General features: G+C 64.4%; 17 protein-coding genes and 3 pseudogenes. 12 read left to right on the forward strand and 8 right to left on the reverse strand.

The features are described from left to right. Positions 1-851: 851 nt before the first annotated feature. Together U5A57_RS25880 and U5A57_RS25885 are read left to right on the forward strand one after the other, a co-directional pair. A pseudogene (locus U5A57_RS25880) lies at positions 852-1,121 on the forward strand (energy transducer TonB); the annotation flags it as partial. Positions 1,122-1,202: 81 nt separating this feature from the next. Next, positions 1,203-1,481 (forward strand): superinfection immunity protein, encoded by a 279-nt coding sequence (locus U5A57_RS25885; protein WP_321914478.1) that lies wholly within the window; start codon positions 1,203-1,205, stop codon positions 1,479-1,481. 196 nt (positions 1,482-1,677) lie between these two features. On the opposite strand, the gene U5A57_RS25890 is transcribed toward U5A57_RS25885, so the two are convergent. The 3 genes from U5A57_RS25890 to U5A57_RS25900 all read right to left on the reverse strand — a co-directional run bounded on the left by U5A57_RS25890 (position 1,678) and on the right by U5A57_RS25900 (position 4,063). Next, positions 1,678-2,313, reverse strand: coding sequence for a hypothetical protein (locus U5A57_RS25890; protein ID WP_321914479.1), 636 nt, complete (start codon positions 2,311-2,313; stop codon positions 1,678-1,680). 156 nt (positions 2,314-2,469) lie between these two features. Continuing rightward, a complete protein-coding gene (locus U5A57_RS25895; protein ID WP_321914480.1) occupies positions 2,470-3,525 on the reverse strand; it encodes an alpha/beta hydrolase in 1,056 nt (351 codons plus the stop codon). Next, on the reverse strand, positions 3,482-4,063 hold the full coding sequence (locus U5A57_RS25900) for a TetR/AcrR family transcriptional regulator (protein ID WP_321914481.1): 582 nt from the start codon (positions 4,061-4,063) through the stop codon (positions 3,482-3,484). Before U5A57_RS25900 ends, U5A57_RS25895 begins: the two co-directional genes overlap by 44 nt. Positions 4,064-4,134: 71 nt before the next feature. On the opposite strand from U5A57_RS25900, the pseudogene U5A57_RS25905 reads away from it, so the two are divergent. Both U5A57_RS25905 and U5A57_RS25910 read left to right on the forward strand, forming a co-directional pair. Further along, a pseudogene (locus U5A57_RS25905) lies at positions 4,135-4,305 on the forward strand (IS5/IS1182 family transposase); the annotation flags it as partial. 525 nt (positions 4,306-4,830) lie between these two features. Further along, the gene (locus tag U5A57_RS25910; protein ID WP_321914482.1) at positions 4,831-5,706 is read left to right on the forward strand and encodes a lipid A biosynthesis lauroyl acyltransferase; all 876 of its coding nucleotides are present in this window, start codon (positions 4,831-4,833) and stop codon (positions 5,704-5,706) included. A gap of 390 nt (positions 5,707-6,096) precedes the next feature. On the opposite strand, the gene U5A57_RS25915 is transcribed toward U5A57_RS25910, so the two are convergent. Beyond that, the gene (locus U5A57_RS25915) at positions 6,097-6,870 is read right to left on the reverse strand and encodes an MBL fold metallo-hydrolase (RefSeq protein WP_321914483.1); all 774 of its coding nucleotides are present in this window, start codon (positions 6,868-6,870) and stop codon (positions 6,097-6,099) included. A gap of 215 nt (positions 6,871-7,085) precedes the next feature. Here U5A57_RS25915 and U5A57_RS25920 point away from each other — a divergent pair, with 215 nt between their 5' ends. Beyond that, positions 7,086-7,793 (forward strand): GntR family transcriptional regulator, encoded by a 708-nt coding sequence (locus tag U5A57_RS25920; RefSeq protein WP_321914484.1) that lies wholly within the window; start codon positions 7,086-7,088, stop codon positions 7,791-7,793. A gap of 69 nt (positions 7,794-7,862) precedes the next feature. On the opposite strand, the pseudogene U5A57_RS25925 reads toward U5A57_RS25920, so the two are convergent. The 3 genes and pseudogenes from U5A57_RS25925 to tcuA form a co-directional block, all read right to left on the reverse strand. After that, positions 7,863-8,117: pseudogene (locus U5A57_RS25925) on the reverse strand (MFS transporter); the annotation flags it as partial. Between the two features lie 59 nt (positions 8,118-8,176). Then, positions 8,177-9,196 carry an MmgE/PrpD family protein gene (locus U5A57_RS25930; RefSeq protein WP_321914485.1) on the reverse strand — a complete coding sequence of 340 codons (1,020 nt, stop codon included), beginning with the start codon at positions 9,194-9,196 and terminating at the stop codon, positions 8,177-8,179. Positions 9,197-9,219: 23 nt separating this feature from the next. Then, on the reverse strand, positions 9,220-10,701 hold the full coding sequence (gene tcuA / locus U5A57_RS25935) for an FAD-dependent tricarballylate dehydrogenase TcuA (RefSeq protein WP_321914486.1): 1,482 nt from the start codon (positions 10,699-10,701) through the stop codon (positions 9,220-9,222). Between the two features lie 495 nt (positions 10,702-11,196). Here tcuA and U5A57_RS25940 point away from each other — a divergent pair, with 495 nt between their 5' ends. The 4 genes from U5A57_RS25940 (at position 11,197) to U5A57_RS25955 (ending at position 16,412) form a co-directional block, all read left to right on the forward strand. Continuing rightward, positions 11,197-12,513 (forward strand): MFS transporter, encoded by a 1,317-nt coding sequence (locus U5A57_RS25940; RefSeq protein WP_321914487.1) that lies wholly within the window; start codon positions 11,197-11,199, stop codon positions 12,511-12,513. Positions 12,514-12,576: 63 nt separating this feature from the next. Further along, the gene (locus U5A57_RS25945; protein ID WP_321914488.1) at positions 12,577-14,058 is read left to right on the forward strand and encodes an aldehyde dehydrogenase; all 1,482 of its coding nucleotides are present in this window, start codon (positions 12,577-12,579) and stop codon (positions 14,056-14,058) included. Between the two features lie 37 nt (positions 14,059-14,095). Beyond that, positions 14,096-15,013, forward strand: coding sequence for an NAD(P)-dependent oxidoreductase (locus U5A57_RS25950; RefSeq protein ID WP_321914489.1), 918 nt, complete (start codon positions 14,096-14,098; stop codon positions 15,011-15,013). Between the two features lie 91 nt (positions 15,014-15,104). Next, positions 15,105-16,412 (forward strand): MFS transporter, encoded by a 1,308-nt coding sequence (locus U5A57_RS25955; RefSeq protein WP_321914490.1) that lies wholly within the window; start codon positions 15,105-15,107, stop codon positions 16,410-16,412. A 194-nt stretch (positions 16,413-16,606) separates the two neighbouring features. Here U5A57_RS25955 and U5A57_RS25960 read toward each other — a convergent pair whose 3' ends face one another. Next, on the reverse strand, positions 16,607-17,842 hold the full coding sequence (locus U5A57_RS25960; RefSeq protein ID WP_321914491.1) for a CaiB/BaiF CoA-transferase family protein: 1,236 nt from the start codon (positions 17,840-17,842) through the stop codon (positions 16,607-16,609). Positions 17,843-17,997: 155 nt separating this feature from the next. Here U5A57_RS25960 and U5A57_RS25965 point away from each other — a divergent pair, with 155 nt between their 5' ends. The 3 genes from U5A57_RS25965 (at position 17,998) to U5A57_RS25975 (ending at position 20,889) form a co-directional block, all read left to right on the forward strand. Next, positions 17,998-19,206 (forward strand): ABC transporter substrate-binding protein, encoded by a 1,209-nt coding sequence (locus U5A57_RS25965; protein WP_321914492.1) that lies wholly within the window; start codon positions 17,998-18,000, stop codon positions 19,204-19,206. Then, entirely contained in the window at positions 19,203-20,060 is an 858-nt protein-coding gene (locus U5A57_RS25970; protein WP_321914493.1) for an FAS1-like dehydratase domain-containing protein, read from the forward strand. The genes U5A57_RS25965 and U5A57_RS25970 overlap by 4 nt, the downstream gene beginning before the upstream one ends. A gap of 85 nt (positions 20,061-20,145) precedes the next feature. Beyond that, complete coding sequence (locus U5A57_RS25975; RefSeq protein WP_321914495.1) at positions 20,146-20,889, forward strand: SDR family NAD(P)-dependent oxidoreductase; 744 nt, start codon at positions 20,146-20,148, stop codon at positions 20,887-20,889. The last annotated feature ends 9 nt before the right edge of the window (positions 20,890-20,898 follow it).

Consider the following 20,898-nt stretch of genomic DNA (forward strand, 5'->3'; position numbering starts at 1 on the left):
TCTGGCCGGTTAGCGTCGATCGCCAGTGAGCACGCCGGTGCGCTCCATATCCCGCATGAGACGCGGCCGGATGCGAGCGCCTTGCTGGCATCCTCAATCGGCGTATTCATACGTTCAGTTATTGCGTGGCCGCTTCAATATCTCGTCGACCACGGGCTGGTCGTCACCGCGTGATTTAAATGTGCATTGGCGGCGTACTGTCGCATACATTTTGCTTACATTTCTTATATAGTTGATATGTCAACTTGAATTTGATGCGAAGCAAGCGCACGGACGTTCTGAACGGCGACGGGCGGATGATGCTGATCGGCCGCGTACTGCCCGACTCAAACGCAAGCCAGATCGGGTCTCGGAAGGAGTAAAGCATGGTAGCGAAGTCATGGCTGCTTACGGCGATCTGCATTTTCCTCACTGTCTGCTCTAGTGAGCTGACGACCGCCCAAACCAGGCAGGAGTTACCCACAAGCATTCCAGATCTGAGCGGCTACGACACCGAGACGCGAGAGTTAATGCGGCTCGCTTGCGCTTCGCAAAATACGAGGGGGCCCGTCGCCTACGGCGCATGCCTGAATCGCCAGATTGCTTCGCTGAATAACTCTCCGGGCATCCCTAATCTGCGCGGCTACGATGACGAGACGCGAGAATTAATGCAGCTTGCTTGTGCTTCGCAAAGTGTGAGGGGGCCGGTCGCCTACGGCGCGTGCCTGAACCGGCAGATCGCTTCGCTGCAACAGGCGTTGGGTGGCCCAAAACTGACCGGCTTCGACACGGAGACACGGCAAACAACTGCGCGCCGCGGCCGATATATGGAGGTGCGGAGTGACGCGCACGATTCCGTAGTGCAGGCCGACGCTTCCAGACCAGGCTACTCGGACAAGATCAGGCGGCGCGTTCACCCGAACATCGTCTGGTCGGGCGAGACGTCGGGCCTTGAAACGGAGATCTCAGTGCGATGCTCGCCGAGCGGTACGCTGCTTTCAGCGCAGATCTCGCGCTCCAGCGGCAACTCGTCGTGGGATGACGCTGCGCTGCGCGCGGTTCAACGCTCCGACCCGATGCCCGTAGACACTGACGGCAAGGTGCCAGAGTCATTCACGATCGCTCTTCGCCCGGCTGGATAGTAGCCAGACGAATGTTGAACGGGGCACCGGCGACGAGAAGATCGACATCGTCCGGCTTGCGCCGGGCACAGGGATCGCATCATGGAACGTCCAGATTATTGGGTTCACTTGCTGGTTGAAAACTGGCCAGTGTTGGTGGCGGTGCTGGTAGTCGTCTACTTCGTGCCATCCGTGGTAGCCGCGCTTCGCGACCATCACAACTTGGCAGCCATCGTTGCTCTGAACATTCTTTTGGGCTGGACATTTCTTGGCTGGACCATCGCGCTTGTCTGGTCGCTCATGAATCAACGGAGCCAGGAGCTACCACGATCAGGCGACACACAGGCACGACACGAACCCACGTACAGGGGACCCGACTGAATCAGGCAGAAGTCGACCCTCAAGCGCCTTTCGGCTTCTTGCGTCAAATGTCTGATAGGTGGTCAAAAGCTGACATCTAACATCTGGAAGTTGCGCTGATGAGCTTTCGCTTCGATCCGACACGTGAACGGATCTGGGCACTGCTACAGAGCCTGTTTTCAGTCGACTGGTCTGATGACCTCGGCCGTGGCATGGATCAGTGACGCAGAAGCAGTGGCATAAAATAGACCGATTCGACAACTTCATAGACTGCGCCCAACAATAGCGCCAGCACGATGAGGCTGTATAGCTTGAGCGTCGACAGGACGCCGGCTTTATATCCGGCCTTGTGCGAGTTCAATCCGTACCGATGCGGCCAGAGAAACATTCGCGCCTGCACATAAGCCGCGAATGCAGCCAGTACATGAGCTTGGCCTTCGACGAGCAGGGTAAGCGAGTGCGGGATCAGCGTCACGCGCAACGGACCGATGGGTGCGAACAGAACACCCCATAAAAACGCGCGATAGAACTGGGCCAGTATTCCGACGAACGGTAACGCGAACGATGGAAGTGTCGTCATGCCGAATGCCGCAATGATGAGATTGACGAGGAACGTCAAGCTGATCGCGAGCAGCAGATTGCGGTTTGCGTAGGCGTCGGCCACGGTTTTGAACAGTCCGGGGTGGGCGAAGGCCTGCTCGGTGGAGGGCTTGTACGGCGCCTGCAATTCCGGGATGTGCAGGGTGGCGACCATGCTCAGTGCAACAAGGCCATAGAACACCATATTGAGAACGACGAACGCTCCCCTGTGCCGTTTGATAATTGCAATCGCGTCGCAGAAGGTGGTAGCCAACACATCGTTCCTTCGTTGTAGTCGGGAGTTCTCATGAGGCAAGTCAATCCGCCATGTGGTGCTTACCAGCATTGGCAAATTGCCTTTGCCGAAGCGGCAAAGAGGCCGATGCCTGGCGGCTGCAAAATCGGGAGTGTGGCGTCGCCCGTTTAAAGGTCAACCGGGGTCCGGCAGATGCGCGTGGACAAAGCGAGCCACTTCCGCGCGCAACTCTCTGTCTTCTGGCGCGCCCATGAAACCGCCATGGGGCATTGCTTCGAAGATGTGCAGCTCGCAGGGAACGCTGACGCGGCGCAGGGCGCGGTGCAGGCGAACGGCGTTCGACAGGAACAGGTCGCGCGTGCCGCTCTGGATAAAGGTCGGCACAAAACCCCGGGAGAAATCGCCGAACAGCGGCGACAGATAGGGATGAGCCAGATCGGCATCCGCGGCATACAACAGGTTGTTAGGCATAAGCGGTCTGGGCAGCAAAACGTCGACGAGCTGGTTCAGTACAAAGCTGTCGCCCGACTCGGTCAGATCCACTTCCGGCGATAGCAGCACCAGCGCCGCCGGCAGTGGCAGACCTTCGTCGCGCGCGCGCAGCAGCATGGCTGCGGCCAGATTGCCGCCGGCGGACCGACCGCCGACGACGATATTTCGTTGCGAATATTGTTGCAGCAGGCGCCGGTACACCGCCAGGCAGTCGTCCAGCGCGGCCGGATACGGGTGCTCCGGTGGCATGCGGTAATCGATGCCCCAGCAGCGCAGGCCCAACTGGTCGGCCTGCATTTGCGCAGCTATACGGCAGACTGCGCCACCGCCGAAGACCAGGCCGCCGCCATGCAGATCGACATAGATCGCATCCTCGGCCAGAGGGTTTGTCGGTATGGCGATGTGTACTGTGGCGCCATCAACCTCCACGGTTTCCACGCTCGCGCGCAACTGGCCGGCCATCTGGGCCATCGCGGCCCCGTATTGCGCGTCGGCGGCGGCCTTGACGCGCATCCAGCCGTCGAAGTCCTCCGGGTGGGGCGGGCAGTGCAACGCATTCAGCGGGGTGCCGTCGGCGTTGACCAGGCGGCGCAGCGCGGCTTGGGCCTCGACGCTGATGCTGTGGGGAAAGGGGATGTCACGGGCCGGAACTCGGACTCCGTCGGCCGGGATCGTGTTCATGGCAAAGCCTTCTTTAAAGTGCGTCAGGGCTGGACGGCCAGTGCTGTAGCGCCACATGCAGGGCCTCCAGACTGCGCCGCCACGAGGTTTCGGCATCGGGCGCGCTATGTGCGAATGCGGTCGACAGTTCGAGCGTTGCATAGCCCATGAAAAAGCTGCCGAGAAAGCGGATGGCATGGACCTGTTCGGCCTCGGGCAACGCGTAGCCACGCAGCACCGCGCGACTCAACTGCGCCAGTTGCGGGCCGGCACTGGCAGCAGCGAGTTCCGGCGCCAGTTGATAGCGGGCGGCGGCGAAGCGGCCGGGGTGCCGATGCGCATAGTCGCGATGGACATCGGCCAGCGCCCACAGCGCGTCCTTGCCAGCGCGGCCAGCGATAGCCTCGGTGGCGGCGTCGGCAAGTTGCCGTAGCGCGAACAGAGCAATCTGGGATTTCAACGCGTCCAGATTTTTCACGTGGGAGTAGAGGCTGGCGAGCCGGACATTGAACCTGCGCGCCACCGCGGCGCCAGTCAGTTGTTCGAAGCCGATTTCGTCGGCCAGTTCGGCCCCGCCTTCCACCAGCCGCGCGACCGTCAACCCTGTCTTGGCCATTGAGTTCCTTGTCTGAATCCTAATTATATAAGTCATTTTCCTAACTATATTAGGAACAAGGCGTAGGGTCAAGTTGTCCGGAGATACGTGCATGCGATCTGATCGAGATCAGCGCGTACATTCCCAGGCCACTCACCTTCGCGTCAAGGAAGACAGGTCTCTTCACGAAGGCCGACTTTGTCTACGAGTCAAACAACGATGTGTATCGATGCCTTGCTGGCGAGCGGGCCATTCATCGGTTCAACGCCTAGACAGCGTCAAGCAGCACGGCCGGTCGGCCAAGATAAACGTCGCCGCCCAAACGCCGTTGAGAACAAGATGACTCTACGTGTATAGCCTTGACGGCTACGGAGCCGACATTCGTGTCGGCGGCCTCATCGACCGGTTGTGGCCGACTACCGCCGGCCGTAGCCGACCCGTAGCCGTCGTTCGCTGTCTTGCAGAACGAAGGTCCCTTTGCGGCGCGGAAGTGCCATTCGCATAACCACCGCAGGCAGGAACCCCCTTTCAGTTGTGGGAAAGCGCCGTCGGTGCCAGCGGCGACTACTCACCACCAGGATCTTTTGGGATAGATCGCACCGAAGCCGTTTGTTAGAGTCGGTAATTTCGCGAGTCGTCCCAGTTGCCCGGTGATCACGCCGGGACTGTATGCTCCACGGTTGATCTCTTGAGCGAAACCGTTTCCATTGAGCGGTGACGAGCAGAAAGGTCACCTGCCTGGCATTTGACTTCGCATTCCTGGTTTCACCGCCTATAAGGGACAATCTTTGAAACGTCTCAGCCATGTGCTCATCGTGGCGTTGCTACGCACGCTTTCCATCCTTCCTTACAAATTTGTCGCCAGGCTCGGAATGGTTGTCGGCACTGCGTTGTACGCGCTTCCGAGTCGCCGCAAGCATATTGTCCTGGTGAACTTGCGTCTTTGCTTCCCAGAGAAGACCAGCCGCGAACATCAAAAACTCGCCAGAGCTCACTTCCGCCATGTTGTTCGTAGCTATCTTGAGCGAGGCATCCAGTGGTTTGGCAGTGCGCAGTCGATCCGGGATATCGTCCAGATCGAAAGCAAAATTGATCTCGATGACGATGCAGCCCCGCCGACCATCTTCATGGGTTTTCATTTTGTGGGCATTGAGGTCGGCTGCATGCTCTACTCGACGCACCTCCCCGTCGCCTCTCTGTATACGCGTATGTCAAGCACAACCCTGTGTGACCTGGCCAAGCGGCAACGCGGGAGATTCGGTGCGGAAATGATCGAGCGTGCGACCAGTGCAAGAAAGATCGTGGCATTGCTGCGTTCCGGCAAACCAGTCATGCTCGCGGCGGATATGGACCAAGGCGTTGACAACTCCGTATTTGTCCCATTCTTCGGCGTTCCCGCCTGCACGCTCACAGCCGTTTCGCGTATCGCGAGACTGGCGCGCGCGCGGGTTGTTCCCTTCGTGACCGAGGTGCTCCCGAATTATCAAGGGTATAAGCTGACAATTTTCGAGCCGCTCGCGGAGTTCCCATCGGGGAGCGATATGGTCGACGCGCGTCGCATGAATGCGTTCCTTGAGGAACAGGTCGTTAAGTTTCCCGAGCAGTATTACTGGGTGCACCGACGTTTCAAGCATCGACCACCAGGTATGGCATCGGTATATTGAACGGTTCACTGGGGCATTGAGCCTGTAGGCCGCGTTTGCCAGCAGCACCGCGTTGTGTTCGACCTTTGCGTATGCAGGCTGTGGAGCAGAAAGTGTCGGCGAGCAATGGCGAATAGATAACGCTTTAGACCGACGGTCTCTGACCAGGGACCGACGCCCCGCCGTGTCTCGATACCGCGAGAGCGGGCGCGCGGACCTCGAACGCCCGTTGACGCGGGCAGAACGGACATTTGACTGTCCATCTAAATGTGCCGACGAAAGGCTGGAGATGGCCGTTCTTTGACCCACGGCGTGCGCCAGATCGGCCGCCACCAGGCGAGTCTATGCGGCGGCATAAGCCGACCCTAACCAGCCAGTCACTATGGCCGGAAGCGCCGACCCGAAGAGCGATCAGGTACGTTTCGCCAGATAGGCATCGACTAACTCGACCAGTCGTTCTCGCCCGAAGCTCCCATCATGCCCAGCGTGGACTACTTGCACGGGCAGTTCACGCAAGCGTTTCATCGTTCGCACATAAGTCGGAATATCAGCGCCGCTTATCTCATCCAGTAGCGGGCCATCGTAGATCGCATCGCCTGAGAACAGAGTGCCAGTAGCCGCTTCCCACAGGCCAATGCTGCCCGGTGAGTGGCCGGGCAGATGCAGAACTTCAAAGTTCCGGTTGCCGAGATCAACGACGTTCCCGTCCTTGACGATTTCCGTGACCGTCGCGGCCCGCACGCGATAGTCAGACATCGAGTAATCAGCGTCGGGAAGGGCCGTGATCAAATCACCGTCGAACGAATACCCGGCTTCGCGATACCGGCGAATGGCTTTGTCGCCTAATACCGACGCCAGAAGGGTGCCTGGTTCGCGCGGCGAGCGCAGATTCTCTGCCTCCAATTCGTGAACCAGTGTGTGGTCGAACTCGTGATGTCCGCCGACATGATCCGAGTGTGTATGCGTCGCAACGGCGGTTACGTTGTTCTGCAGCAGATGCTTTGCCGCATCGCGTAGGCTAGCGATACCCATCCCTGTGTCGATCATCAGGTCTCGGTCGCGGCCGCGCACATGCCAGATATTGCAGCGCATCAGCGGCACAACGTGGGGTTCCCAAAACAGGGTGATGTCATCGCTGATGCGTTTGAGTTCAAACCACCGCTGGGCAATTGGTAACCTGGTCATGTAGGGGCACTCACGAGTATGAGTTGTTACTTTGACACACTTCGCATCGCACCTCGAGATGTCTCCCGATAGGGCCTGGAGGCGCACAACCTTGTCTGCGGAACGTTCTCAATGTCGTTCGTCCTGACAGCGTACAGGTATCTAACTTTGGGTACTTGCGTATACAATGGTACGCACCCAGTCGGGTCCGCAGTCAACAGGCCGAAGGTGAGTCCTTGAGCGAAAAATCCAATTCATCGTTACGCGAGATCGAGCCGCCGGCGGATGCCGGTCAGGGCTCGCTTGCTCAATATGTCTATACCCGGCTTCGCCAGGAAATTCGCAACCGCGAACTCGGTTCGGGCACACGGCTGCGGGAAACCGATATTGCCGAGCGTCTGGCCGTGAGTCGGACCCCCGTCCGCGAGGCGCTCAAGCGGCTCGAGTCGGAAGGCATGGTGCGTTTCGCGCCGCCACGGGGCTATGTCGTCGAGCAGCTTTCGGAAAGGCAGGTCATGGAGCTTTACGCGATGCGCAAGGTCATGGTTGGCGCGGCAGCCCGCTTCGCGGCCGAGCAGGCTTCGCCGATCGAAGTGCTCTCGATGAACCAGGTCATTGCGCAACTGGAGCGCACGAAAGTGCCGGAGGAAGTAGCAGCGTTGAACCGGCGTCTGCATGAAATCATCGTGGCCGCTGCGCATAACGAGTATTTGTCGAAGGCCGCCAGTGTGCTCGGCGACGCGCTCGCGCTGCTCGGCACGACCACCTATTCGCAGCCGGGCCGCATCAAGAGCGGACTCGCGGAGAACAAGCTGATTGTTGCATGCATCGCGCGGCACGACGCGGACGGCGCGGAAAAGGCCGCGCAGGCGCACGTCGCCGCCGCGACCGAACTGCGCCTGCAGATGCTTTTCGGCCCGGAGAGCGGCCAGTCGGGCAGTTAGGATTCGGAACCGTTTGGCCGCCGTGCTGAGCGTTTCGTCCGGCGTTCCAGCGAGCGCGGGGTGGATCGTTTCGAGCTTGCGCCCCGTCGTGCGCGCACCGAATGCGAGCGTGACGGCTGCGACCGCGAGCCACGCCCCGGCGATATACGCGAATACCCACACATAGCCGAAGCGCGTGAAGATCGCCGCAACGATGAACGCGTTGCCGACATTGGCGAGCCGTCCAACGCCATACGCGAAGCCCGCTCCCGTGTTGCGGATATCGGTGGGATATTGCTCCGGCGTATATGCGTAGCACAGCGAAACGAAAGTCTGCGTGAGCATGCCGACGCAAAATCCGAACGGCACGATGACCCTATGCGCCCTTGCGTGCCGGCGTGCGATCAGGGCACCCAGGCGGTTTCGTCGGAACCGTCGCCGGGCGTCGTGCTCAGCGCGAGCGGTGCGCTCGCCGCGTCGGCGCCCGGCAGCGTGCGCCTCGCCATGAGCGTGCCGAGCAGGGCGATGTCGCTCGCTTCGTCGATGGCTTCGAGGCGTTCGTAGAGCGCGAGCGCTTCGGACGCGCCGATGGTTGCGATGCAACGCGCGACGAAGGCGTCGCAGCGGTCATGGTGTGCGGGCGGCGCGGCGCTCGATGGGCCATGGCGCGGCTCGCCGAAGGCGTCGGCGGCCCGCGTCAATGCGTCGGTCAACGTGTCGGTCAGCGGGCCGTGCGGTGTTGGCCCGGCTGTCTCGCCTTGCTCCGCAAGCGTGACCGTATGGAGCGCCACGCGCGCGCACCGACCGGCGCGCAAAGGGGTTGTGAACGCTTCGTCGGGCGCTGCGGCTGCGAAGTCGGCTTCATCCATCATCATTGCGCCAGGAGCGAGCGCGAGCGCCGCCGCCGTCGTCGAGGCGTCGAAGCGAAGCAGATGGCTTGCCGCGGCGACCGTCGCAAGCGTCGTGGCGAGCATGGGCGCGAGGTTCGGCGCAGCGCTTGCAAGCCCCTGGGCGGCCGCTTCGCCCGCAAGCCACGCGGCATGGAACCGCTCGCCGGAGAGCCTGCGTGCGCCGGCCAGCGCGAACAGCGCGGCGAAGCGCGCGGCGTGCGCTTCGCCGTTGTCCGTGCTCGCGCCCTGCTGTCCGGCGGCTGCCGCCGCGCCGTTCGCGAGCGCAGCGTCGAGCGCCGTTGTGCGGCGCGCGGTGCCCGCAACGAGGCATGGCCCATCCTCGGCCAGCGCGCCTGACGTATGCGCGGGCCGCTGCGCTGCCGGGCTGCCCGCGCCGCTCATCAACGCGCCGACGGTCTCGATGATGGCGTCGCGCGTCGCGGCCCGGGCGTGCGGTGTGGCCTTGCGCGCGTCGAAGGCCGCGATGCGCCGGGCCAGCGGCAGCGCGGCGGCAATGAGTGCGTGTTCGGTCATCGGTTTGCCCTCGCTGTGCGCGTTCACGAGCGCGCCGACGTGCGGCCGGCAATGCGCCCGAACGTTGCGCCCGAAACGAGCCCGGTTCCCGCCGGGTAGTTGTCGTAGAAGAGGCCGCCGACCATCTCGCCGCAGGCGGTGAGCCCCTCGATGGGCCGCCAGTCCGTGCCGATCACGCGGGCCTCTTCGTCGATCTTCAGGCCGCCGAACGTGAAAGTGATGCCGCCCGTGGCCGAGTACGCGTAGAACGGCGCCTTGTCGAGCTTGAGCGCCCAGTTGGTCTTGTCGGGGCTCAGGCCGTGCGTGGCGAGTCCGTCCTTGCCAGTGGGGTCGAAGCCGTCCGAGGCGTCGTGCGCGGCGGCGTTATAGGCTTGCACGGTGCGCAGCGCCTGCGCCTTGTCATCGATGTCGAGCTGGGCGATCAGCGCCTCCAGCGTGTCCGCCTTGAGCGGCTCGCTCGTCGCGTAGCGCGGTTCCAGCAGATGCACGGTCTGCGAGTCGAACAGCTGATAGACCTTCGCGCCGGGCTCCGCAAGAATCGCGCGGCCGTACTTCGCGTAGGTGAACATCGCGCCGTCCTCGCCTTCGTCCACGAAGCGCAGGCCCTTGCGGTTGATCATCACACCATAGAGGTAGCTCAGGCGATTGCTGCGGTCGGTCATTTCGCGCGGCGCGAAGTTGCCCCAGTCGGCGCTGATCGGCGTGGCGTGGCAGCCGCTCCACTGGCCCCACGGCATCGCGCCGATCTCCATTGCCATGCGCAAGCCATCACCCTGGTTGTGCGGCGTGCCGCGCACCTTCGCCCCACCCACGAGCGGGCCGATATGCTGCGTGCGCATCTGCACGTTCGCCTCGAAGCCGCCGCAGCCGAGGATCACCGAGCGGCTGTTGAGCGTGCGGATGCCTTCGTCGTCGCGCACGCGCACGCCGCACACGCGGCCGCTCGCGTCCTGCAGCAGCGCCGTGACGGCCGCGCCGTAACGCACCTCGATGTCGAGTCGCTCCGCCGCCGCGAACCAGCCGCGCGACAGGCCCACGCCCTCGTGCTCGGCGCGCACCACGAGCCCGCGCGCCCAGATGATCTGATTGCCCTTGCGCACGCCGGTGAGGCTCACGGCCGGCTCCATGCGGATCTGGCCGGTTTTGTGCATCCAGAACACGGTGTCTTTCGAATTGTCGACGAGCACGCGCGAGAGCACAGGGTCGGTCTGGCCGCTCGTCACGCGCATGAGGTCGCCGTGAAAGTCGCTGCGCGTGTAAGGATGGATGCCCGCGTAAAAGTCCTCGAACTCCTTTTCCACGCCCGGCAGGAGCGGGCCGATCTCGCGCGGGTCGTCGAAGGCGAAGCGCAGCACGCCGCCGCTCCAGTGCGTGTTGCCGCCGCGCATGCCGCGCGGCGCCTTTTCCAGCACGACAACGCGTTGGGCGCCGTTTTCGCGCGCCGATACGGCGGCGGCCAGTGCGGCGTTGCCTGCGCCTACCACGATCACGTCATAGTCGGTCATTCCGGGGCTCCTCTCGGTGGGGACGTTTGCTGGCGTTTCGATGTCGGTCCGAATGATGGCCTGCGCGTTTCGTCCGGCCTGGCGCCGGCAATCGTTTCGCGCGCAACCAAACGCTTTTCTCGCGCTTTCCGCGTACTTCGCTGACGACACGCAGACCGCCTGATTGTCCGAGTCAGAATACGACTGTATACACAAGTACTCCAGTAAGTACATTCCCTGGCTACATGACGGGTCGAGGAAAGGACTAGGCTTTCGCCATCTCGTCGGCCATGGCGAGCGTGCGCAGTGACGATTCGTTGTGTGTGCCACGGTTCGCGCGCCGGTATGTCTGCGGGTAAGCCTGCTGCGCCGGAAGCCTTGCACCGATCCGGCCACCGCCGCCACGCACGCAAGGCCGTGCGCTGCGGCAAATGAATCAGAACCACAAGAACGTGCCTCGGCAAGCGGCGTGTGTCCGTTGGCCCGAGCCTTTGTGCAGAGCCAGGAGACATGAGCATGGCAACCCCGAGCGGCCCCTTGTCGATTCCCGTCAGCCGCGCAGCCGCGATTTCGGAGCAGGCCACTTACCGCAAGGTGGCGTGGCGCCTCACGCCGCTGTTGCTGCTGTGCTATGTGGTCGCCTACCTCGACCGCGTGAACATGGGCTTCGCCAAGCTGCAGATGGCCGCCGACCTGCAGCTGTCGGACGCCGTCTATGGCTTCGGCGCGGGCGTGTTCTTTCTCGGCTATTTCCTCTTCGAGGTGCCGAGCAATCTGATCCTGCATCGCGTCGGCGCGCGGGTATGGATCGCGCGCATCATGATCACGTGGGGCGTGGTCTCGGCGCTGACGATGTTCGTGCGCACGCCGGGCATGTTCTTCGTGATGCGCTTCTTGCTCGGCGTGGCCGAAGCGGGCTTCTTTCCCGGTGTGATCCTGTATTTGACGTATTGGTATCCGTCGAGCCGGCGCGGCATGACGACGGCGTGGCTCGTCACCGCCGTGGCGGTCTCCGGGCTGATCGGCGGCCCGCTTTCGGGCTGGCTGCTCAAGACGCTCGACGGCGTGAACCAGTGGCACGGCTGGCAGTGGCTCTTTCTGGTGGAGGGGCTGCCTTCCGTCCTTGTCGGCTTCGTTGTGCTGGCGAAGCTCGACGAGCGCATCGAAACGGCCCGCTGGCTCAGCGACGACGAAAAGTCGCTCCTGCTCGCCAATCTGCGCGCGGACGCCCAGGCGAAACCCGTTGTCTGCCTGCGTGCGCTCTTTGCGAATCCGCGCGTATGGCTCATCTCGCTCATCCACTTCCTGTTCGTGATGGGGCTCTACGGCGTGGGCTTCTGGCTGCCCACCATCATCAAGAGCACCGGCGTGGCCGATCCGCTGACGATCGGTCTGCTCTCGGCGATTCCGTTCGGCGCGGCCGTGATCGCGATGCTGGCGGCGGCGAGGCACGCCGACCACCGCCGCGAGCGCCGCAAGCACGTCGCTGCTTCGGCGTTGGCGGGCGCGCTCGGGCTTCTGCTCGCCGTGCTCTGGGCGAACCACACAGCGCTCGCCATGTGTGCACTGACGCTCGCGACGGCCGGCATCATCACGACGCTGCCGCTTTTCTGGTGCCTGCCCACGGCGTTCCTGGGCGGCGCGGCGGCGGCGGCCGGCATCGCATTCATCAACGCTATCGGCAATCTCGCGGGTTTTCTCGGGCCATACGCGGTGGGCTGGCTCAAGGAGGCGACGCATAGCAGCGCGCCGGCCATGTATCTGCTCGCGGCATGCATGGCGCTCGGCGCGCTGCTCGCGCTCGCGTTGCCGGCGCGGCTCGTGGACCGTTAGCGCGCCGCGCAAACCGCACAACCACCCGGCGCGCGCGACGCGCGGCCAGATCAAGGAGGCGATGTGGATATCAGGAAGTGTCGGCTGTATATCGGCGGTCAGCGTGTCGAGGCGCACAGCGCTCGCGTGCTGCCGAGCGTGAATCCCTATACCGGCGAAGTGTGGGCCGAGATTCCCGAGGCGGACGAAGCGGACGTCGCGCGCGCGGTGGCGGCCGCGACGCGTGCGTTTCACGACGGCTGGCGGCAGACTTCGGGCGTGGCGCGCGCTGCGCTCATGCTCAAGCTCGCCGCGCTGATCGAAGCCAATGCGGACCGCATGTCGGCAATCGAGAGCGCCGACAATGGCAAGATCGTCCGCGAGACGCGCCCGCAAATGCTGTGGGTGGGACGCCAGTTGCGCTATTTCGCGGGCTATGCCGACAAGCTGTTCGGCCAGCATGTTCCGCTCGATCAGGCCGATACGCTCGACTTCGTTTCGCTCGAACCGTATGGCGTGGTGGGCCTCATCACGGCCTGGAACTCGCCGCTCTCGCTGCTCGCGAACAAGCTCGCGCCCGCGCTCGCCGCGGGTAACTGCGTGGTGGTGAAGCCGTCCGAGCACGCCTCGGTGTCGACGCTCGAATTCGCCTCGCTGGTCGAGGAGGCGGGATTTCCACCGGGTGTATTCAACGTGGTGACCGGTGGCGCCGAAACCGGGCGCGCGCTCGTGAACGATCCCGGCATCGCGCTCGTGAGCTTCACGGGTAGCGCCAACGTGGGCCGCGAGATCGCGGCGGCGGCGGGGCGGCGCCTTGTCCCCGTGAAGCTGGAACTGGGCGGCAAGTCGCCCAACATCATTTTCGACGACGCCGATCTCGACAAGGCCGTGGTGGGCGCGCTCGCCGGCATCTTCGGCGCGACTGGGCAAACCTGCGTGGCGGGCTCGCGCCTCTTCGTGCAGCGCGGCGTGTATGCCGAGGTGGTCGAGCGTCTCGCCGTACGCGCGCGGGCCATCCGCATGGGCGACCCGTGCGATGCGGCTACCGAAATGGGCACCGTGGCCAACGAGCCGCAGTTCCGCCGCATCCTCGCCGCCATCGAGGCGGCGAAGGCCGCGGGCGCGCGCCTCGTCACGGGCGGCGCGCGCGCGCAAGGCGCGGCGCTCGGCAAGGGCTTCTTCATCGAACCGACCATCTTCGCCGATGTCGACAACGCCAGCGAACTCGCCCAGGAAGAGATCTTCGGCCCCGTGCTCGCGATCATTGCGTTCGACACCGAAGCCGAGGCGATCAAACTCGCCAACGACTCGCGCTATGGCCTCGCGGCCGGCATCTGGTCGCAGGACATTTCGCGTGCGATGCGTGTGTCGAAGGCGCTGAACTGCGGCACCGTGTGGGTCAACACCTATCGCGCACTCGCGGCGCAGGCGCCGTTCGGCGGCATGAAGGAATCGGGCATCGGCCGCGAGCGCGGCGAAGCGGGGCTGCGCGAATACCTGACCACGAAGAACGTGATGATCGATTACTCGAGCGCCGTGCGCGACCCGTTCGCGATCCGCACGTGAGCGCGCGGCCAGAACGCATGACAGGAGAAGCAGGCATATGAACGCGATTACCCGTATCGGATTCATCGGGCTTGGCGTGATGGGCGGCCCCATGTGCGCGAATCTCGCGCGCAAGTCGGCGCTGCCGGTTCACGCATTCGACATGTCGAAGGAGGCGCTCGCCGAAGCCGTCGCGAACGGCGTCACCGCGGAGGCTTCGCCGACGGCAGTGGCGCGCGCCGCCGACATCGTGTTTCTCTCGCTGCCCTCGATCGATCAGGTCGAGAGCGTGTGCGCCGAACTCGCGAGCGCAGGCGAGCGCCTGCGAACCATCGTGGACATGAGCACGAGCGATGTCGCACGCACGCGCGCGCTGGCGCAGAAGCTCGGCGAGCGCGGCATCACGCTGATCGACGCACCGGTGGCCCGCACGCGCGAGGCCGCCGTGAAGGGCACGCTGATGATTTCGGTGGGCGCGACCGAGGCCGACTTCGCGGCCGTGCAGCCGCTGCTCGCGCTGATGGGCTCGGACGTGCTGCATTGCGGGCCGGTCGGCAACGGCCAGACGATCAAGATCCTCAACAACATGCTGGTGTTCATGACCGTCAACGCGCTTTCGGAAATCATCACGCTCGGCCGGCGCGCGGGCTTCGACGGCGAGACGCTTTTCAGCCTGCTCTCGAAGGGCTCCGCGGACAGCTTCGTGCTGCGCAATCACGGCATGAAGTCGCTCGTGCCGGACAGCTTTCCCGAGAAGGTGTTCCCGCTCGTCTACGCGATCAAGGACGCGGGGCTCGCGCTCAATCTCGCGGCGGAGGCGGGGTTCGAGCCGCATATCGCGAACTACACGTATGACCTCATGTGCCGTGCGCGCGACGCGGGCTTCGGCCAGAACTATCACCCGGCGATCGTGCAGCTCGTGGACGGGCGCGTCGGCTCGCCCGCGCCACAGCGGCACGTGAGCGAGCCGGACTGAGACAGCTTTGCGCCACGCGCCGCTTTCGCGGCGGCGCAGTGCATCGCGCACACTGACTCTCGTTGTATCGCCGACATCAAGGAGACGGACAATGACAATGGCCTCACAGGAAGCCGCGATCATTTCGAAGATTCGCCGGCATATCGTGCCGCTCCTGATGCTGTGCTATTTCGCGGCGTACCTCGACCGCGTGAACCTCAGCTTCGCCGCGCTCTCAATGAACGAGGAACTGGGCTTCACGCCCGCCGTGTTCGGCGCCGGGGCGGGTATTTTCTTTTTGGGTTACGTACTGTTCGAAGTGCCAAGCAATCTGGCGCTGCGCCGCTTCGGCGCGCGCCGATGGTTCGCGCGCATCATGCTCACGTGGGGTGTACTTTCGCTGATGTTCGCCTTCGTGCGCACGACGCCGCAATTCATGGGCTTGCGCTTCCTGCTGGGCGTGGCCGAAGCCGGCTTCTTTCCCGGCGTGATGTTCTTTCTCACGCAGTGGTTTCCCGCCACGCACCGCGCACGCATGATCGGCGCGTTCGCCGTGGCGATTCCGGCCTCGGCGGGCATCGGCGCGCCGCTTTCCGGCCTGCTGCTGAACCTGCACGGCGCGGGCGGCCTGAGCGGCTGGCAGTGGCTTTTCATCATCGAGGCAGTGCCTTCGCTCGTGCTCGGCGTCGTGCTGCTGCGCACGCTGGCCGACTCGCCGAGCGAGGCCGCCTGGCTCGACGACGAGGAGCGCCGCTGGCTCAGCACGCGCCTCGCCGATGAGCGCCGCGCGCTGCCGCCCGGCGACGGCCATGCGGGCGCGTGGCGCGCGCTGTGCAATCCGCGCGTGTGGGCGCTCGGTTTCGTGTATTGCGGGATCGTCGCGGCCAACTACGGCGTGACCTTCTTCCTGCCGCAGATCGTGCGCGCTTTCGGCGCGTCGTTCACGGCGGTGGGCTTCATGTCGGCGTTGCCGTTCGTCGCAGCGGCGATCGGCGTGCTGTGGTGGGGCGCGCGCTCGGACCGGCTGCGCGAGCGGCGCTGGCACCTCATGATTCCCGGCATGGTCGCGGTGCTGGCGCTGATCGTCGTCGCGCTGACCGACTATCCGCCGGTGCGGCTCGCCGCGCTGATTGCCGGCGGCTTCGGTGCGTTCGCCAATCTCCCGGTGTTCTGGGCGCTCACGCCGACGCTGCTCGCGCAAGCCGAGGCGGCGGCGGGCATTGCGGTCGTCAGTTCGATCGGCAATATCGCCGGGTTTCTCGCGCCCTATGCGGTTGGCGTGCTCAAGCAGGCGACCGGCACGTTTGCGAGCGGGATGCTGGGGCTCGCGGGTTTCATCGTGGTGACGTTGATCGTTGCGGCCGTGCTGCTGCGCACGCGTCGCGAGGGCGCGTCGCTCGCGAGCCGCGCGGCGCCTTGACCCAAAGCAGTATCCGGTAGCAGGGCGGCTCCGGCCGCGCAACGGCGCGCAGTGTTTGCGCGCGTTTCTTTTCTTTGCAACGTTTTGCTGGACATGCCCGAATGGCCGATGCGAACAGTCATGCCGCCACAAGTCACTTCGTAGAACGAAGCGACACGCAGACGCATTGCGCGTCCGCGCGTGCCCGGCAAGCGTCATACCGACTGACGAACCGGCGCCCAGGCGAACGAATCGTCCTGACGCACGCCAACCGCGCCGCAGGCGAGCAGCGCCGCGCACTCCTGTGCGCTGAGCCCGGCGGCTTCGAGCACCTCGAGCGTGTGCTCGCCGAGTTCCGGCGGTGGCAGCGTGCCGGGCGATGCGCCTTGCGCGGCCATGCGCGGAAACTCGGGCACGTCGAACGGCAAGCCGCGATAGTCGACCGCGCGCAGTTTCCCCGGCTGATGCGCCTGCGGCGCTTCGAGCACGCGTTCGAGCGGCAACACCTCGGTGCAGCCCACGCCGATTGCCTTCAGGCGCGCGGCAACGTCGTCGAAATCACAGGCGCGCACGGCGTGGCGCACGATCTCCTCGACGCTCTCCCGAGCCTTCTTGCGCTGACGCAGCGTGGCGAGCGCCGCATCGGTGGCCTGCGGCAGACCGAGCGCTTCACAGAACTTGCGCCAGTGGGCGTCGTTGAGCATGAGCAGATAGATCCAGCGGTCGTCGGCCGTGAGGTACGCGCCATAGCCCGGCATGCTGAATTCGCCGTGCGGCTCGCGCTCGGGCCGGCCGAACAGATGCGTCTTCAACTGCATGCCGACGAGATCCCGCGACGCCACATGCAGGCCCGTTTCGTAGAGCCCGACCTCCACGTGGCGCTCACCGCCGTCCGCGTGTTCGCGGCCTTCGAGCAAGGTCGCGAGGATGCCGATCACCGCATAGGCGCCCGCAAACTGATCGTGATACGAGGGCCCGAGGCGGCTTGGGCGGCCATTCACGCGATTGGCCTCCATCACGCCGGTGGAGGCCTCGGCAACGGGGTTCGACGCGAGATCTTCGGCCTGCGGCCCCGCCGCATAGCCGCGGATATGGCAGTAGACGAGCGCGGGATTGACGGCGCGGCACGCTTCGCGCGTCACGCCGAGCTTGCGCGCGGCTTTGGGCGCGAGATTGTGCACGAGCACGTCGGCTTGGGCCACGAGCTTCATGAATGCCGCCTGGCCTTCGGGCTTGCCGAGGTCGAGGCACACGCTCTTCTTGCCGTGGCTATAGGCGATGAATGTCCCGCTCGGGCCGCCGCGCACGAGGCTGCGCGTCGGGTCGCCAGCGGGCGGCTCGACCTTGATGACCTCGGCGCCCAGCTGCGCAAGGATGTGGCTGGCGAAAGGGGCGGCGAGCATGGTGCCCAGTTCGATGATGCGTCGTCCGGCGAGGGGTGCGTGTCTCATAGGTTTCTCGGTGGTGGGATGAGAAAGGCGTCTAAGAATGCATTCTATATTCCGCTTGAAGTCCGTGAAACGCCATAAATATGGGAAAAACCCTGACTTGAACGTTCTTCAATACTTTATAGAATGCATTCTTAACGACGCCAACAGGTGAGACCATGCGCAGAAGAACCTTTGTCTTCAGCAGTACGGCAGCCGTGTCAGCCGGGTTGCCCGGTTTAAGCTTTGCCCAGCAGGCGACGCCGGGCATCGACCCCGTCAGCAAGACCGTGACGGTCGGTGCGTTCACTCCGATCACGGGGCCGGTGCCTTTTTACGCGATCGTTACGCGCGCCACCGACGCCTGCTTCAAGTGGTCCAACGACACCAACGCGCTCAAGGGCTGGAAGATCAACTACGTCGTCTACGACGACGGCTACGAACCTGCGCGCAGCGTTGCCGTGACGCGGCGTCTGGTCGAAGAGAACAAGATCTTCGCGCTCGCAGCGCCAGTAGGCACCGCGCAGACCCAGGCCGTGATTCCCTACGCGAAGGAAGTGGGCTTGCCCATGGTCGGCCCGGTGGGCGGCGCGAGCGCGCTCTTCACCGAGCGCCTGTCGTTTCCCCTCCTGCCTGACTACGGCTGGTCCGCCGCCTCGAACGCGGACTACGCGCTCAAGGCGCTCGGCGTGAGCCGCGTCGCGCTGCTGTGGGAGAACGACGAGCTTGGCCGGTCGGCCAAACGCGGCTTCGAGCTGTACCTCGAAGGAGCGAAGAAGCAGGCCGTCGAATCGATTCCGTTCGAAGTCCGAAATACGGATTTCACGCCGCACATTCGCCGTCTTGTCAACGCGAAGGCAGACGTGGTCATTCTGTTCGGATCGAACTCGAATCTCGCCGCCGCGCTGAAATCGGCGGACCGTATCGGCTTCGAGGCGAAATGGATGGCGCCGTTCTTCACCGCTGATCCCACCACGCGCAAGCTCGCGGGATCGTTGCTCGACGGCGTGTACTTCTCGTCGTGGCTCATGCCTGTCACCTCGAACGACGCCGAAATCAAGGCCTACCGTGACAGCATCGCGAAGTACTACGCGAGCGACCCCGTGGGCGTTTTCGGCCTCAACGGCTGGAGCAACGGCATGCTGTTCGTGAAGTCATTCAACATGCTGCTCGAAAGCGGCAAGCCGCTCACGCGCGCCAGTCTCGTCGACGTGATGGAGACAATGCACGATCAGAACATTGGCGGCACGCGGGGGGTGAGTTTCAAGCCCGGCGATCATCGCGGCGCGCGCCAGGAAGGCATCATTCAGGCGACCAGCGACGGCTTCAAGCTCGTGCGCGATTTCAAGCCGTATCCCGAGCAAGTGTTCGACGCGAGGCTCTCATGAGCGAAGTGGAACTGGAGAACGTCTACGAGTCGTGGATCGGCCGCGAGGAGGTGCACACGGCCCGCATCGAGGCGGGCGCCGTGCGCGCCATGGCCGCCACGCTCGATCTCGACGCGGCGCCCACGCCAGGCGAATCGTTGCCGCCCGGTTGGCAATGGCTCTTTTTCAATCCCGCCGTGCGGCGCAGCGGCCTGGGCGCGGACGGCCACCCGCAACGCGGCAGTTTCCTGCCGCCGATCGCGTTGCCGCGGCGCATGTGGGCGGGCAGCCGCATCCGCTATCTGCAGCCCCTGCCTGTCGATGCCGGCGCGACGCGCACGAGCCGTATCCTCAAGGTCGAGAAGAAGGCGGGCAAGCGCGGGACGCTGTGGTTCGTCACGGTGGGACACGTTACGTCGTGCGATGGCCTGCCGTGCATCGAGGAGGAGCAGGACATCGTCTATCGCGAGGCAGCGCCGCCGGGCGGCGCGAACGCAGCGGCACCGGCTGTGTACGAGGCGCAGGCGCAATGGCGGCGGGATTTTCGCGCAGATTCGACGCTGCTCTTCCGCTATTCGGCGCTGACCTTCAACGGCCATCGCATTCACTACGACGAGACCTACGCGCGCGACGAGGAGGGCTATCCCGGTCTCGTCGTTCATGGTCCGCTCACCGCGACGCTGCTGCAGCAGTTCGCCGTCGAGCATGGCGGCGGGCGGCGGCTCGCGCGCTTCGATTTTCGCGGTGTCAGCCCGCTATTCGTCGACCGCTCGTTTTCGCTCGAAGGGCGCGCGGCAGCGGAGGGCGGGCTCGATCTCTGGGCGCGCGGCGCGCAGGGCGAACTGGCGATGTCGGCCACGGCGGCTTTCGCGTAGCGCCCCGGCCTCGCTGCGCCTGCTTATCGCGGGCGCCGTCGGTACCTCAATCGGATTCTCAATCGGAACACAGGAAACCTGACACATGGCACAACATCTGAGCGGTCCAGCGAATCTGGAAGGGCAGGTCGCGTTGATCACCGGCGGCGCGGGCGGCATGGGCCGCGCCATTGCGAATACGTTTCGCCGCGCAGGCGCGCGCGTGATCGCCACCGACCTCGGCGTGCACGAGGACATCGGAGCGGGCGTGCAATATCTGCGCTACGACGTGACTTCGCGTGTGGAGACCGACCGCGTGATCGACGGCGTGCTCGCCCAGCACGGCGCCATCGACATTCTCGTGCTGTGCGCCGGCATCATCGCACGTACGCCGCTCGGTGACAGCACGGACGAGGAGTGGGACGCGATCCTCAACGTGAACGTACGCGGTGTGGTGAATCCCACGCGCAAGCTTTTTCCGCTCATGTGCGAGCGCGGTTTCGGCAAGATTCTCGCGGCCGGGTCGATCGCCGCGAAGAACGGCGGCGTGGCCTCGGGTCCGGCGTATGTGTCGGCCAAGTCGGCTGTGCACGGCATGATGCGCTGGGTGGCCAAGGCGGGCGCGCCGCACGGCGTCTACGCCAACGTGCTCGCGCCCGGACCCGTCGAAACAGCGATGTGGTCGAACGTGACGGGCAACGTCGCGCCCGCGGCGAACGCAACCGTGCCGCTCGGCCGTTACGGCAATGCCGACGATATCGCCCAGGCCGCGCTGTTCCTCTGTTCGCCGGCCTCGAACTGGATCACCGGCACGTCGCTCGATATCAGCGGCGGCATGTGGATGGACTGAGGGCGAGGA

Origin of the sequence: Paraburkholderia sp. J11-2, assembly GCF_905220185.1 — a bacterium.
Taxonomy (GTDB): Bacteria; Pseudomonadota; Gammaproteobacteria; order Burkholderiales; family Burkholderiaceae; genus Paraburkholderia.